13 protein-coding genes and 3 pseudogenes are annotated in these 13,103 nt (G+C 68.0%); 5 read left to right on the top strand and 11 right to left on the bottom strand.

Annotated features, from left to right (window positions below; translation table 11 throughout):
- Positions 1-37: 37 nt before the first annotated feature.
- Together K7854_RS37845 and K7854_RS25695 are read right to left on the bottom strand one after the other, a co-directional pair.
- Positions 38-223, bottom strand: a pseudogene (locus tag K7854_RS37845) (barstar family protein); the annotation flags it as partial.
- A gap of 40 nt (positions 224-263) precedes the next feature.
- Positions 264-1,037 carry a class I SAM-dependent methyltransferase gene (locus K7854_RS25695; RefSeq protein WP_226028913.1) on the bottom strand — a complete coding sequence of 258 codons (774 nt, stop codon included), beginning with the start codon at positions 1,035-1,037 and terminating at the stop codon, positions 264-266.
- A gap of 989 nt (positions 1,038-2,026) precedes the next feature.
- On the opposite strand from K7854_RS25695, the gene K7854_RS25690 reads away from it, so the two are divergent.
- Positions 2,027-2,488 carry a hypothetical protein gene (locus K7854_RS25690; RefSeq protein WP_226028912.1) on the top strand — a complete coding sequence of 154 codons (462 nt, stop codon included), beginning with the start codon at positions 2,027-2,029 and terminating at the stop codon, positions 2,486-2,488.
- On the top strand, positions 2,485-2,817 hold the full coding sequence (locus tag K7854_RS25685; RefSeq protein ID WP_226028911.1) for a DUF6300 family protein: 333 nt from the start codon (positions 2,485-2,487) through the stop codon (positions 2,815-2,817). The genes K7854_RS25690 and K7854_RS25685 overlap by 4 nt, the downstream gene beginning before the upstream one ends.
- 91 nt (positions 2,818-2,908) lie before the next feature.
- Here K7854_RS25685 and K7854_RS25680 read toward each other — a convergent pair whose 3' ends face one another.
- The 5 genes from K7854_RS25680 to K7854_RS25660 all read right to left on the bottom strand — a co-directional run bounded on the left by K7854_RS25680 (position 2,909) and on the right by K7854_RS25660 (position 7,620).
- Positions 2,909-4,327, bottom strand: a complete 1,419-nt coding sequence (locus K7854_RS25680) for an MFS transporter (RefSeq protein ID WP_226028910.1) — start codon at positions 4,325-4,327, stop codon at positions 2,909-2,911.
- 51 nt (positions 4,328-4,378) lie between these two features.
- Positions 4,379-4,987, bottom strand: coding sequence for an isochorismatase family protein (locus K7854_RS25675; protein ID WP_226028909.1), 609 nt, complete (start codon positions 4,985-4,987; stop codon positions 4,379-4,381).
- 9 nt (positions 4,988-4,996) lie between these two features.
- The gene (locus tag K7854_RS25670; RefSeq protein ID WP_226028908.1) at positions 4,997-5,416 is read right to left on the bottom strand and encodes a MarR family winged helix-turn-helix transcriptional regulator; all 420 of its coding nucleotides are present in this window, start codon (positions 5,414-5,416) and stop codon (positions 4,997-4,999) included.
- Between the two features lie 163 nt (positions 5,417-5,579).
- On the bottom strand, positions 5,580-5,903 hold the full coding sequence (locus K7854_RS25665) for a lysine transporter LysE (RefSeq protein ID WP_226028907.1): 324 nt from the start codon (positions 5,901-5,903) through the stop codon (positions 5,580-5,582).
- A 1,336-nt stretch (positions 5,904-7,239) separates the two neighbouring features.
- Positions 7,240-7,620, bottom strand: a complete 381-nt coding sequence (locus K7854_RS25660; RefSeq protein ID WP_226028906.1) for a tautomerase family protein — start codon at positions 7,618-7,620, stop codon at positions 7,240-7,242.
- A gap of 64 nt (positions 7,621-7,684) precedes the next feature.
- Here K7854_RS25660 and K7854_RS25655 point away from each other — a divergent pair, with 64 nt between their 5' ends.
- Entirely contained in the window at positions 7,685-8,173 is a 489-nt protein-coding gene (locus K7854_RS25655) for a MarR family winged helix-turn-helix transcriptional regulator (protein ID WP_226028905.1), read from the top strand.
- Positions 8,174-8,255: 82 nt separating this feature from the next.
- Here K7854_RS25655 and K7854_RS25650 read toward each other — a convergent pair.
- Positions 8,256-8,345, bottom strand: a pseudogene (locus K7854_RS25650) (IS5 family transposase); the annotation flags it as partial.
- Positions 8,346-8,793: 448 nt separating this feature from the next.
- Between K7854_RS25650 and K7854_RS25645 the strand changes: the two are divergent.
- Both K7854_RS25645 and K7854_RS37840 read left to right on the top strand, forming a co-directional pair.
- A complete protein-coding gene (locus tag K7854_RS25645; RefSeq protein WP_226028904.1) occupies positions 8,794-9,897 on the top strand; it encodes a hypothetical protein in 1,104 nt (367 codons plus the stop codon).
- A gap of 42 nt (positions 9,898-9,939) precedes the next feature.
- Positions 9,940-10,926, top strand: a pseudogene (locus K7854_RS37840) (IS5 family transposase).
- A gap of 28 nt (positions 10,927-10,954) precedes the next feature.
- Here K7854_RS37840 and K7854_RS25630 read toward each other — a convergent pair.
- From K7854_RS25630 to K7854_RS25620, 3 genes are all read right to left on the bottom strand, one after another.
- A complete protein-coding gene (locus K7854_RS25630) occupies positions 10,955-11,806 on the bottom strand; it encodes a patatin-like phospholipase family protein (protein ID WP_226028903.1) in 852 nt (283 codons plus the stop codon).
- Between the two features lie 416 nt (positions 11,807-12,222).
- Complete coding sequence (locus tag K7854_RS25625; RefSeq protein WP_226028902.1) at positions 12,223-12,522, bottom strand: hypothetical protein; 300 nt, start codon at positions 12,520-12,522, stop codon at positions 12,223-12,225.
- Between the two features lie 2 nt (positions 12,523-12,524).
- A complete protein-coding gene (locus K7854_RS25620) occupies positions 12,525-12,707 on the bottom strand; it encodes a hypothetical protein (RefSeq protein WP_226028901.1) in 183 nt (60 codons plus the stop codon).
- Between the last annotated feature and the right edge of the window lie 396 nt (positions 12,708-13,103).

Raw genomic sequence — 13,103 nt, 5'->3', positions numbered from 1 at the left:
CGAAGACTCCGCGCTTGTCCACGTGGACGACCAAGACGTCGTAGCTGTCGATGACATCGGAGATGCCCCGTGTCTGGATGGTGTCGCGCCAAGCTTCGGTGTTCCGGCCGAACCACTCCGGCAGCCCGCAGGGCTCGGCGACGGCGTCCCAGAAGTCATCGAGGGTCTCGATCGACCGACCTCGTAGGTCTACCTCCAGCTCCGTTTCCGTCTTCTTCGGCACCACAGCAGAGTAACCACCCCCTCAACCTGCCGAGAACGGTTCATCGAGACAGTCCCTGCTCGCGGCTGGCGACCACCATGTACTCATCACTCTCAGGGTCGAAGGTGGTGGACTGCACCGTGAGCCCGACGCTCCGCAACTGCGCCACGATGTCCTCGTACCGGTAGGGCCAGATGGACAACCGCTCCGAGCAGGTTCGCACTGCCCCATCCGGCTCGAGCTGGGCGACCACGATCTCGAGGAAGTGTTCCTCCTCCCAGCGCTGCGCGATCTGCCAGTAGTAGCTCACGACTGCATCGCGGTCATTGCGGCGGATGAGTCGATCGCGGACGTCTACCCGTGAGCCGGCGGAGCGCACGAGCTCCCAGTTGCGTGAATGGAGCACCAGTCGTCCGCCCGGATTCAGCAGCCGCGACATCGCTTCCAGTGCGCTCAGGCGCCCGGCTGCGCCCTCGGCGTGCCCGAGCGAGTTGCCGACGCAGAACACCAGATCGAACGTGGAGTCCTCCAGGTGGTCGGGCAGCTCGTCCCAGCTCGCGCGGAGTGCTCGAAGCGAGACACCCTGCTCGTCGGCGGCCTTCTCGGTCCGGCGAACCATCCCGCTGCTGGCGTCTGCGGCGACCACGTCAAGGCCAAGACTCGCGAGGCCGATGGCGAGCTCGCCGGTTCCACACGAGCAGTCGAGGACGCGCGCGTTGGGCGGCAGAGAGCCCACGGCATCGCTGTAGTAAACCGCGGCTGCCTTGGCGGGGGTCAACTTGTCGTCCCCGATCAGCCACTCGTACACGTCGGAAAGCGCCCCATAACCAGCCACCGCGATACCTCCATCACTCGACGACACGCGGGCTAGAGCGCGCCTGCGAGTCGGACCTTGCGCCTCGCACTGTGCCGGACCGTGTCAGCGAAGCATTGAGCAGGACCCAACCACTTCCGGCGGCCGAGACTCCACAGGATTTCGTGGGAAACCGCGACACACCGCACCGACGCAAGTCCTCACTCCCACCAATCAAAGAGACACGCTCTAGCTACATCCAGCTGGAAAGCGTCCGTTCCAGCGCCAGGACCAAGTTCACCCACTTCCGGGATCCAGCGCAGCTCGGCCGAGGCCCACAGCAACCGTCCTGCCGGGAAGCCGACGGAGGCGGCGTTCACATGGAGGCCGATGACCGACTCGGGCGCGACCCGGCCGAGCTCCGGCGTGATCAACGCGAAAGTGGGGCAGAACCACTACTCGTGAATAAGGCCCCCCTCGGGTGCGGGGAGCAGACGTAGGTTCGCTCGACCAGGACCCACCTGTCGGGACCATCCCCGCGGGTGCGGGGAGCAGGCTCTTTGACCTGCATCTTTACAGCCGCTGAGGCACGGTTTAGGCGACTTTCACAGATTCCGGCAAACGGCACACACGCCAACCGGCGGCTTCCACGTGTGGAGGCCAATCGCCACGCCCAATCTGCTCGCACGAGAGCAGCAGCGCCGACCGAACGACTCCCGTGCTTCGACCGGCCACCCGGTATGCCAGCCCAAGACCACGCACCGAAGTCCTGGAGCTGCCCCCCCGTAACGAGCCTGGCTCCGAGCCCGGGCCCCACCACCCGGGCGCAGGCGGCGCCGTACTCGGCGGCGAACTTCGTACTCGGCAGCGACCTTCGCTGGGACGTCAGGCATACCTGCGACGCCCCCCCCACGCCTCGGATCCCCAGCCCTGCCTCTGCCCCCTCCCCCACACCCCCGGCGTCCCCAGCACCCCAACACCCCACGAACGACCAGTGGTCGCGCAAGCAACTCCTGTCCACCGAGCGGGAGATGCTCGGCATGTACGTCGCCGCCCACCCCCTGGACGGCACCGAGCACATCCTCGCCGCCCACCGGAACACCACCATCAGCGACCTGCTCGCCTCCGGGCGGGCCGAGGGAACGGTGCGGCTGGCCGGGCTCATCACCAGCGTCCAGAACAAGGTGACCAAGCAGGGCAACGCCTGGGCGATCGTGAACCTCGCCGACCGTGACGGCACGATCGAGGCCCTCGAGCGCAACGGAGCAGCACCGGTCCAGCTGGCGTTCCCGTACCCCCGCGTCAACGAGCCGATGGTCAGGAAGCTCAGGCGGATCATGGGCGCCCACCCCGGCGAGAGCCCCGTCCACCTCTTCGTACGCGGTCCGCAGAAGACCACGGTCTACCTGCTCCGGTCGAAGGTGAACGCGGCCACGATCGCCTCCGACACCAAGGGCTCCTTCGGTCAGGACACCTGGCACGGTGTGGCATGACCGACAGCGAGGAGATCACCCTCCGCTTCGACCAGGTGCCGCCCTGCGCCCGTTGCGGAGGCGAGGCCCTGCTCCGTGTCCGGTTCGGTCATTCGTGGACGAACACCACCGGGCACCTCGTCGAGGGCTTCCGGGAGGCGGATCTGTGCCCGGCCTGCGACAGCGGTGCAAGGCCTGCGGACGACCTGCTGGCACTCTTCGCCGTCGCCGAGACGATCCCTCTCACGCACCTCGCCGAATTCGGCTGCCTTGTGGTCGCCTGGGTCGAGTCGGTCCGGCGGCCAAGGGCCGACCTGGTTCGTCTGCGAGGTGAGGAGGACGCTCACTGAGGGCGGGGAGTGCGAGCCGGCAGGGCCGAGTATCTGGCACTTGAGCATCTTGACCGGTTGACGTGGCCTTCGGCGAGGCGGGCGTACGGCTTCAGGTCTCCGTCGGCTGGTCCGGGCGGCTTCGCAGGGTTCGGTCGGCCAGGGTGAGGGTGGTGAGTCCCAGGCTGATGCCGATCATGATCCAGGCGATGAGATGGATGCCGTGGTCGCTGACCTGGTGGTGGAAGACGATGCCGGTGATGGCGGAGGAGGCGATCGAGCCGACGTACCCGAAGGTGCGCAGCAGACCGGCGGCGGTGCCGAGGTGCTCCTGCGGCGCGTGGCTGTAGAGCGCGGTCTGGTAGCCGGCGACGGCGAATCCCGTCGAGGCGCCGAACACGAGGGTGAGGACGGCGACGACGCCGATCCAGACGCCGGAGTCGAGCAGGAGCAGACCGGCGGAGCCGATCAGGGCGGTCAGGGCGGCGGCGATGACGGGGCCGCGCACCATGTTCCGGCGCGAGATCAGCGCGATCACGACCCCCGAGACGAGCGTCATGGGCAACAGGAGCAGTCCGGAGGCCGACTCGCTGTAGCCGCGTACCGCTTCGACCCACTGGGTGACGCCGTAGAGCACGACGTACTGGCAGAGCATGACCAGCCCGAAGAGCACGTAGGTGTTGGTCAGCGCTGGGCGAGTGGCCAGCAGGCGTACGTCGATGAAGGGACTGGCTGCTCGCAGTTCCCACAGGGTGTCGGCGGCCCACAGCACGATCGACAGCGCCAGGATCCACCAGTGCGGGGTGGGGAGTTCGAAGAGGAAGACCAGCAGGGTCAGCATCGCGGCGGCGAAGCAGACGATTCCCGTCACGTCCAGGCGCGAGGCGACCTCGCGGAGTCGGAGTCCTTTCAGCGGCCCGTCGGCCGCGACCCAGGCCAGAGCGGTGGCGAGAGCGAGCACGGCGACGGGGACGTTGACGAGGAAGACGGCCCGCCACCCCAAGCCGCTGACCAGGAGACCGCCCACCGGCAGGCCCAGTGACGCGGTGGCGACGCCGGCGATCTGGAGACCGCCGAGCACCCCGCCCGGCGGCTGTTCCAAGCCTGCTTCGCGGGCACGGCTGCGGATCAGCAGCATGGCCGTCGGGTAGGCGCACGAGGTGCCTATGCCGATCAGAACGCGGCTGATCAGCAGGGTGAGCAGGTCTGGGGCGACGCCGCCGGTCAACCCGCCCACTCCTACAGCCGCGATCCCGGCGAGCAGGACGCGGCGCGGCCCGAAGACCTCTGCGGCCTTCCCGGCCGTGGGCTGCGCCACCGCGCTGGCCAGGTACAGGGCCGTCACCAAGACGGCGGTCTGCCCGATCGGCACGCCGATGCCGTGCGCGATCGGGACCAGGGCGGTAGCGATCAGCGAGCTGTTGACCGGGTTGAGTGCCGAGCCGACGTACAGAGGCGTAAGGAACCGCCATGAGAACGCGCGCTCCTGTGCCGTGCGGGCCGGCGTGGTGGAAGCCGTCTGTGACGGCATGCTGAACTCCCTTCCCGCACCCCTCGGGGGCGTGCACCGGTGGATCCCCGCTCAGCGTTCGGGCTGCCGGTCGGGCGCCTTCGCCAAGCGGTGGAGCGCGGAGGCTGTGCGCGTCACCGGGCGCGCGGCGAGCAGCGCGATGACGTCTTCGGTACTGCCGGTCTCCGCACGCTGGGGAAAGTGGTGGGTCACCGAGAACTCGTGCCGGGCCGGGTCGGGGTCGCTCATCGCATCGGTCGGGGTGGTCACGTGGAAGCCGAGTTCGAACGCCTGCTGGACCGTGGCGGCGACACCGGTGATGACCACCTGGGTGACGACCTGGCTGCGGAGGTAGTCCTCAAGGCCGGTGCCGGTGAAGGCACCCGGGGTGCGCTTGGTGATCCGCTTGCCGGCCTGGCCCAGCTCGGGCACGACCGGCAACGCCTGCTCGGGCATCACGAACGGCGCGCCCTCCGGGTTGTGGTCGGTGCGCACGCCTGGGGCAGCCGCGACGTTGACGAGAACCACCGGCAGGCCGTGGTCGCGGAACGCGACGGCGAGCCGGGCGGATCGGGCGACGACGTCGGCAGCGGTGTGAGGCGCCATGTCGACGCCGATGCTTCCGGCCTGGAGGTCGATGACGACCAGAGCGGTCCGGGAATCGAGGGTGGTGACGGGCATAGGGACTCCCTAAGGGAACAAGCGGTCGAGGATCTTGTGAGCCTTGGCGAGGGTCTGCCGCTCGGCCGGTGAGAGGTCCTGGAGTTGCTGCGTGAGCCAGTCGGTGCGCGCAGCGCGGCCCTCGGCGATCAAGGCCCGCGCCTCGTCCGTGACGGCGACAACCTTTTGACGGCCGTCATTGGGGTCTGGAGTGACAGTGACCAGTCCCTGCTCGAGAAGGACACCGACCGTCGCACCCATGGACTGGGAACGGACGCGCTGCCGCTTCGCGAGCGCGGTGATCGTCAGCGGGCCCTCGCGAGAGACGTACCCCAGGGCTTCGGACTGGCTGGCGCTCAGCCCCATCCGGCCGCCCTGTTCGCGCAGCGTGCGTTGGGCTCGGCCGAACACCTCGCGCAGCGATTGCGCCAGGTCAACGGATTCGGTCATGGGTCCAGCCTAGCAGGTATGAAGGTTACCTACGAAGATTGTCTTCATACATAGCGGCCGGCCGTGCACCCGGACACGCGAGCGCGATGGTCGGCCACTCTGAGCAATGGCATTCGAGCAGGTCAGGCTGCAAGGCGACGAGGCCTGCGGCAAAGAACTGCCTTCACATGCAGCCGCATCCTGTTCCGTAGAACAGCAGGAACACGGCGGTCGCGGCGGTCAGGGTGAACCCTGCCGTGGTCGCGGCGGCAAGGCCCCGACGGCCGCGGCCCTTCGCCGGATCGCGGAAGATCTTCCAGGCGCCGTGGGCGAGGAACAGGCTGAGCAGTCCGGCGCCCGCCATGGTCAGGCGCGGGCTGAATGCCCAGCTCAGGTAGACGATCAGAGCCAGGCCGACGAGCAGGGCGCAGGCGAGCAGGGTGAGAATCGCCTCGGCGACGGCTTCCCCGACCGTCTCCAGCAGGAACTCGCTGATCCCTTTCGCCACCCGCCGGACTCGCACAGGACTCCCCCGTCCTCAAGCACCACTCACCCCGCCCAGGGCCTGCAGTACAGGACCCGTGCAAGGTCGGAATGGTTGCTGGGCCCACCATGGCCCGGTCGGCGAGATCCACCCGCTCCACTGGCCATCCAAAACGCTCGGTCACCTCCGCCTGTCGACCGCGACAAGAGCGCCCTGACCGCCACGGACGAAGAGGCCGTGCGCCTGGCCGACGCCCTGGAGGACCACCCGTCCTCCAGCGACGTCACCGACATGGCGGAGCTCCGCGGCCGATCCACCCGCGCCGCGAAGGCAACGCCCTGACCACGGCATTGCAACTGCCGGGGTACGGGCGGCGCCGTTGACGGAAACCAAATCCTCCCTGGTTTCTCCACTCTGCAGGTATCCGTGTGCACCTCCGGCCTGGAGGACGACGGCAACTGCCGCCCGACCAGCGGGCCATTGGCCATTCCGCCAGCACTTGCTGATGTTGCGGGTCAGTGCACAGCAGGGAGCGCCGAGCACGTGTACGGGCTACCTGGAGCGGAGCAAAGTCGGCTGTGTGCTCGCCCTGCCAGACTGGGGAGCCGGGCGATTGACGCCCGGGAGCGTCGGTGAGGACGAGCGTGTCCGCTATCAACGCCGCCCGTTTGTTGACGCTCTCGAACCGATGCGGGCTTCGTACGGAAAGCGCAACGTGGTAGGGCAGTTGGCGAGCGTCACTCTCGACGACGTTGTTGACACCTGCTGCCCACAGGCCGATGCAATAGCTCAGGGCGAGACGGCGTGCTTCAGCATCATCCATCCGACCTACAGCGCGCGCTGTCGAGGTTCACTTTCATCCGTGACCGGAAGTCCCGCTCGCAATGGTCAATTCCTGTGGGTGACTAGGCCATCGTGAAGGTGGGTCGGCGCTCTGGATGCGTGCCGAGCCGGTCGGTTCGACGACTGTGTCGTGAGGGTCGGCGTCAGTGATCAGTCCGCTGACCCTGTCCACCTGGCGCTCAGATGACAGATTGAGCGTACGCCAGCCGCGCCTCCGTCTCGCTCAATCTGAACCACCGCTGGTCACAGCCCAGAGGTTCAGCTTGAGCGAGACGGGTCACGTCCGGCCCGGATCATCACGCCGTGATAATTCTCGGCTCCGTCGAGAGGGATGGAACGCGTCGGTTCCGTTGAAGGCGGCGGGGAAGTGAGAGCGGTCCCGTTGAAGGGGATCAGGCGCTTTCCGCTGGCCCGCGAGTTGAACGTCGTAGGCAGCCCGGTCCCCGCCTCCCACCCGTACTATCGCTCCGCTCCCGGGCCTGAGCACCGCCGGGTCGTGAGGTGGCCCGGCGGAAGGTCACGCGGCGAGGGCGCCGCCGACGAAGGTGCGTTCCGGCGGTGACGCCACGAGTTCGACCATGGTGCCGGCGCGGATGTCATCGCCGAGGACGCGCACGATCGCGTCGGTGAGCGCGGCGCCGAGGCGTGCGGTGATCTGGTCGGCGTCGGGGAGGTCGAAGAGGCCGGCGCGGACGCCCAGGATCACCGAGGCGCTGGTGTCCACGGCCTTGCCGCCCTGCGCGAAGCGGCCTGCGGGGACACCGGCCAGGCGGATGCCGACGAGGTCGCGGGCCCAGTCGCCATAGACGTCGACGACAGCGTCGGTCAGGGCGGCGATCAGCCCGGGCTCGTTCCCGATCAGCCTGTTCTCTGGAAGGTGGACCGTCAGATGGGGCATAGTGAACCTCATTCCCTTTGAATCCAAAGCCTTTGATTTCAAAGATATATGGGAGAGATAGCCGATGTCCACGGAATCGGACGGTCCAGCCGTCAATGAGGCCGTCCGCACCCTGCTGTTGCTCATGCCGCGCCTCGTGGGCCGCGCCAAGCGCCTGCCCATCCCCCCGGCGCTCCAGGCTCTCGACCTGGCACCGCGGCACCTCGCACTCCTGGCCCACCTGGAGTACGACGGCCCCACCAGCGTCAACGAGCTGGCCGCGCGGCTGGAGGTGGCACCGACGACCGTCAGCCTCATGGTCAGCGAGCTGTCACGGCCGGGCGTCCTGCAACGCACCGCCGATCCCGCCGACCGCCGCCGCCGCATCGTCGCCATCGCCCCCGCCTACGCCGCCCCGATCGGCGAATGGCTCTCCGGCAGCGCCTCCGCCTGGGAACACGTCATGCGGGGCCTCGCCCCCGCGGAACGCGCCACCGTCATCACCGCCCTGCACGCCTACGAGACCGCGCTGGAGCAGGCCGGCGCCCAGCAGCGGAACACGCAGCCGCGCTAGTGACACTGTCGGCTCGCTGTCTTGGCTTGCGTGCGGATCGCCGGTCAGGCCTGCTGATGCCGCCCCCTTTTCAGCCGGTGGCGGCGGCGTGCTGGTGGGCGCGGACGATGGTGGAGTCGATCTGGACCAGCCAGTCGATGTCGTCGGCCGCGTCGGCGTGGGCCTGGATGTGCTATGGCATCCAGTGGCAGTACGAACCCGAGGCGATCACCCTGGACTCCGGTGCCCACTACCGCCCCGATCTCCGGCTGCCCGAACTCGGCACGGCATGTCCCTTGCCGTGGTGTAGGCGATCAGTCGTCCGACGTCGCGGGTAGGACAAGTGACATGACCGACGTCCACGTTCACGACTGCAGTCGGGAAGCAGGTCGGGGACAGGAGCTGACCGAGATTGACACGTTCGTTATACGCGATGGCCACTGCGGCGATCTCGGAGTCGGTCAGGTCTGGAAATCGATATGCGGGGGGGGAGAGATTCTTCAGGCACTTGAGTCGGCGATGCAGGGCCGCGGGTGTGCGGGACCGGTGAGGGCCAGGTCGGCGGACTCGCGGTCCCGCCTGCGAGGGCCATCTCACCGGCAGCTGCACACAACTTCCGGCGCCTTCCGGGAGTCTTCCTCGTGAATGCTGATCAGCAACAGTGCGAGGAGGACGCCGCGGTGGACCGGAGACGGGGACTCATTCAAAGGGTCGCGGTGGTTTGCGGTCTTGCCGGCGCTCTGATGGCGGTCGGGCCGGTGACGGCGCGGGCCGACACAGGCCCGGTGGACGCCGCCGTGGCGCTGGAATTCGACCGCCCGCAGGTAGCGCCTGGCAACACCATCGACGTCGTGGCGCGCGTGTGGATGAAGACGGGCTCGGTCAAACCGCTCTTCTTCCTGGTGCACCTGCCCAAGGGCTTGACGTTCGTGCCGGAAGAGCCGGAGACGGTCGGTGGTGGCCCGCCGCTCTGCACGGCGGCGTCCGCCGACTTGCGTGAGGTCAAATGCCATGCCGCCCAGCCCGACTACAAGTTCGGGGAGGCGGGGGTACGGGTCAGAGCCGCGGCCGGTGTGCCTGAGGGGACCCGTCTGACGATCACGGAGACAGCCGACATCGGTGACGCAGTGGACGCACACCCGCAGGACAACACCGCCAGCCTGACCGTACTCGTGAAATCGGGCGCCGACTGGACCCCGCAGTGGTCCAAGCCCACCACATCCGTCCAGCCCGGAGGGCAGGTCACCACGCGGCTCTCGGTGACCAATCACGGCCGAGAACCCGACACGATGAGGGTCTTCCTCACCAGCTCACCTGGCCATGACCAGTGGCTACGGCGCGACGGAGACAACGAGCTCGCCAACTGCTTGCCAGGGGACGATGTAGGCGAGTGGTGCGACGTACAGGACACCGTGGCCCCGGGCGGCACCTTCACCCTGACGCTCCGCTACGCAGTCGCTCCCGAGGCACGCGGGAGCACCCTGCGCCTTTCCGCCAGAGTGCTGTCCGAGCATCCGGGGACAGAAGCGAACCTGGACGACAATACGGCGACACTCACCCTCCAGGTCGCGGACAAGGCGGAGCCCAGCGGCACCCCGACGGCACATCCGACCCATGCCGCGTCCAGGCCGGGACTCGCCGCGACGGGCGCGGCCGGCACCCAGTCCCTCCTCCTCGCCGCCGCAGGGGCCGCTGCGACGGGAGGCGCGACGCTCTTCATCACCAACAGGCGCCGCAGGAACTAGGGTCCGTCTTCAAAGATCAGCCGGGTGGTGGATCATGGTGTCGTGGTACGTCGTCATGAACTCACTGACCAGGAGTGGGAGTTACTCGCTCCACTGATACCCCGTGCCGCGACGGAACGCTACGGGCCGAGGAAGACCGTGTACACCCGCTTCCGCCGTTACGCCCTCAAGGGGCTCGAACGGTTGCGTCAACCGGCCGCATCGACCGCGCGGAAGACGCGGTTGAGCTGGTCGTCCAGGATTGCGGCGGCGGACTCGGGACTGCGCTGACCGACGAGGACGCTGGTGCCGAGTCCCGCGGACATCGCAAGCAGGCCGGCCGCCGCCGGCTGCGACGGTCTACGGACTCTTCCGCCACTGGCAGCGGGATGGCACCTGGCACGAGCTGCTGACCGGACTGCAGGTCCGGGCGGCCGCGGCCGGGTTGATCACGTGGGAGGTCAACGTCGATTCCACGATCTGTCGGGCACATCAGCACGCTGCGGGCGCCCGCCGTGACGGCGATGCCCCGAACGAGCCACCGGTCGGGGCCAGCGCCGAACCCGAGAACCATGGCCTGGGCCGGTCCGGGGGAAGCTTCACCACGAAGATCCACCTGGCCTGCGAGCAAGGGCAAAGGCCGCTGTCCTTGCTGGTCACCGCTGGTCAGCATGGTGACAGTTCTCAGTTCGCCACCGTCCTGGATGCCGTCCGGGTGCCCCGCACCGGACCGGGCCGTCCCCGTGTCCGTCCGCTGCGGGTGCGGGGCGACAAGGCCCATCCGTCCCGCGCCAACCGGGCCTACCTTCGAAAGCGCAGAATCGGCTGCACGATCCCGGAGCCTGCCGACCAGGCCGCCAACCGCAAACGGCACGGGAAGGCCGGCGGGCGGCCTCCTGCCTTCGACCACGAGGACTACAAAGCCCGGCCCGGGGTCGAGGGCAGGATCAACCGGCTCAAGCGCAACCGGGCGGTCGCCACCCGGTTGGACAACTCGCGGTCCGCTTCGAAGCCACCGTCCTGATCGCCGCGATCGGCGAGTGGCTATAGCCGTTCCCTCCGCGGGTGGCGCGGCTTTTCACCACAGCAGCGCGACCTTGTTGGCCAGGGCCTCGCCCTGGGCTCGGCCAGCTTGTGCTGCGGCCTTACGGCGCTGGGGATCGTAGGGGTTGGGGCCGATGGCCTCGACGCTCTGTTCGTCCGGCGCGATGAGACATACCTCGGCCTGCTCCGCCAAGGCTTCGGCATCCGCGGCCGCACCGGGAATCTGTCCGTAGCCGTCCGGCATCGGTGCCAGGATGACGATCCTGTCGTGGCCGGCGGCCAGGCGTGCGTTGGTGGTGGAGACCATGCCGCCGTCCACCCAGGAACGGCCCAGGAAGTGTTCGAGAGGCCAGACGCCGGGGACCGCACCGCTCGCGGAGACAGCGTCGGTCAGCGAGACGCCCGCGTGCTCGTCGAACAGATGCAGCTCACCCGTATCGGCGTCGATCGCGGTGACCCTCAAGCTGGCGGGCCAGTCGGTGGTGACCAGGCGTGAGGCGACGACTTGGCGTCGGGTGGCTGCGGGCACGGGCTCGGGGTTCGCCTTGGAGATGCGTCCCATCGCCGCGCCGACCTTGCGCGGATCGTCGCCGCCTTCGGCGAGGGCCGCCCACCAGGCGTTCATGGTGGCCTCTGACGCCTTGGCGTCGACCTCGTTCTCGTCCGGGACCAGCTGGGAGGCGAAGAGGCGCTCCAGGTCGTAGCCGCTGGCGACGGCGGTTCCGACGAACGAGCCCGCCGAGGTTCCGATCACCGAGGCGGCCCTGCTCCAGTCGATGCCCCGGGAACTGAGTCCTGCAAGGACGCCGACTTCCCAGGCGATGCCTGTCACACCTCCCCCGCCGAGTACGAGGGCTCGCGAAAGGGGCTGGGTGGGATGTGCCATGGGACGGCTCCTCGCTTGATCGAGCTACTCAGAACCCATCCATGATCCCTCTCTTGAGGAGTCCATCGCACGATGAGGGCGACGGCGCGCTCCGCATACGACGAGCTACTTCCCTCACATGGTCTAGCGGTCTCCCGCTCCGCCGCCGGGCCTCGGCGGCCCTCGGCAGCTGGCCGGGATTATCACGCCGTGACACTTGCCTGCCGCGGCAGACCAGTGATGCTCCTACTGATTGGCTTGCGGAGAAGCGACCCGACTCCAGAATCGGATCGTTTCACGCCTTTGCCCGCTGGTGAGGCTGCTTGGGCTGCTGTGCTCAAGACGCAGCACAGTCCCAATGTCGAGAGAGGTGCGAGAGACCCTTGGGTCTCTCGCACCTCTCGCGACTGCGGTGCTTGCTCAGCCGGTCGGTCGGTTCAGCAGGGGACCACGACCTGACGCGCGGTCGCCGCCTCGCCCAAGCTGAAGAACTTCACCTGACCCATCGTGTGCGTGCACTCCGGGTAGCCCGCTGCCTCGAGTTCGCGGCGTGCCCGGGAGAAGTGCGGTGCGGGCACGCCGATCAGCTCAGCCAGCTCGGCCGCGATACGCTCGACGCTGTTGTCCAGGCCGCCCAGGATCGCATAGGTCATCAGCACGTTCTGCTGGAGATGCGAGAGATCGCTTATACGCGCCTGCAGGGCTTCGAGCTCTGAATATGAACTGTTGCGTGCCATGGTCAGGCCCCTCGTCGCTGCGCCGGACGGCCCGGCAGGGTCGGCAGGTGGTAGGCGGCTGCCTCTTCGGACTGTTCCCGTCCAGAGAGGCTGGAGACGATGTGCGGAGTCACCCGGTACTTGACGGTCCGGCCGATCACGTCGGCCACCAGCAGCATCTTGTGCTCGGCGAGCTTCTTCGCCATCCTCCTCGCACCATCATGTCGCTGACCTACTGCGTCATGTCGCCACGGGTCGTCGAGAGAACCGGCTGGTTCCTTCGATGACCACTGACGACAACCACTGACGACATGACCACTGGCGCCATGTATCGGCATCCTAGGATGCCTATTTAGACATCCTCAGGCACCAATTGAGCATGCGTTTCCGCAGGTCAAAGCCCTGCGGCGGCTGCGCACTCTCCGTTCAACGGAACGAACCCGCACCTGAGGAATTCGGGGGTGGTGAAATGTTCCTCTACAGCGATGATGCGGTGGTCGGTCATCTCTGGCTCCAGTCCGTAGATCTCCCTGGTCGTGGCGGTGGAGGGGCGGGCCGGCCAGGCGGTCGGTCGCCCGTCAGCCCGGGGTGTTGATCATCGA

This window comes from Streptomyces hyderabadensis, assembly GCF_020404845.1.
Classification (GTDB): Bacteria; Actinomycetota; Actinomycetes; order Streptomycetales; family Streptomycetaceae; genus Streptomyces; species Streptomyces hyderabadensis.
This window is presented reverse-complemented; position numbering and strand designations above follow the sequence as displayed.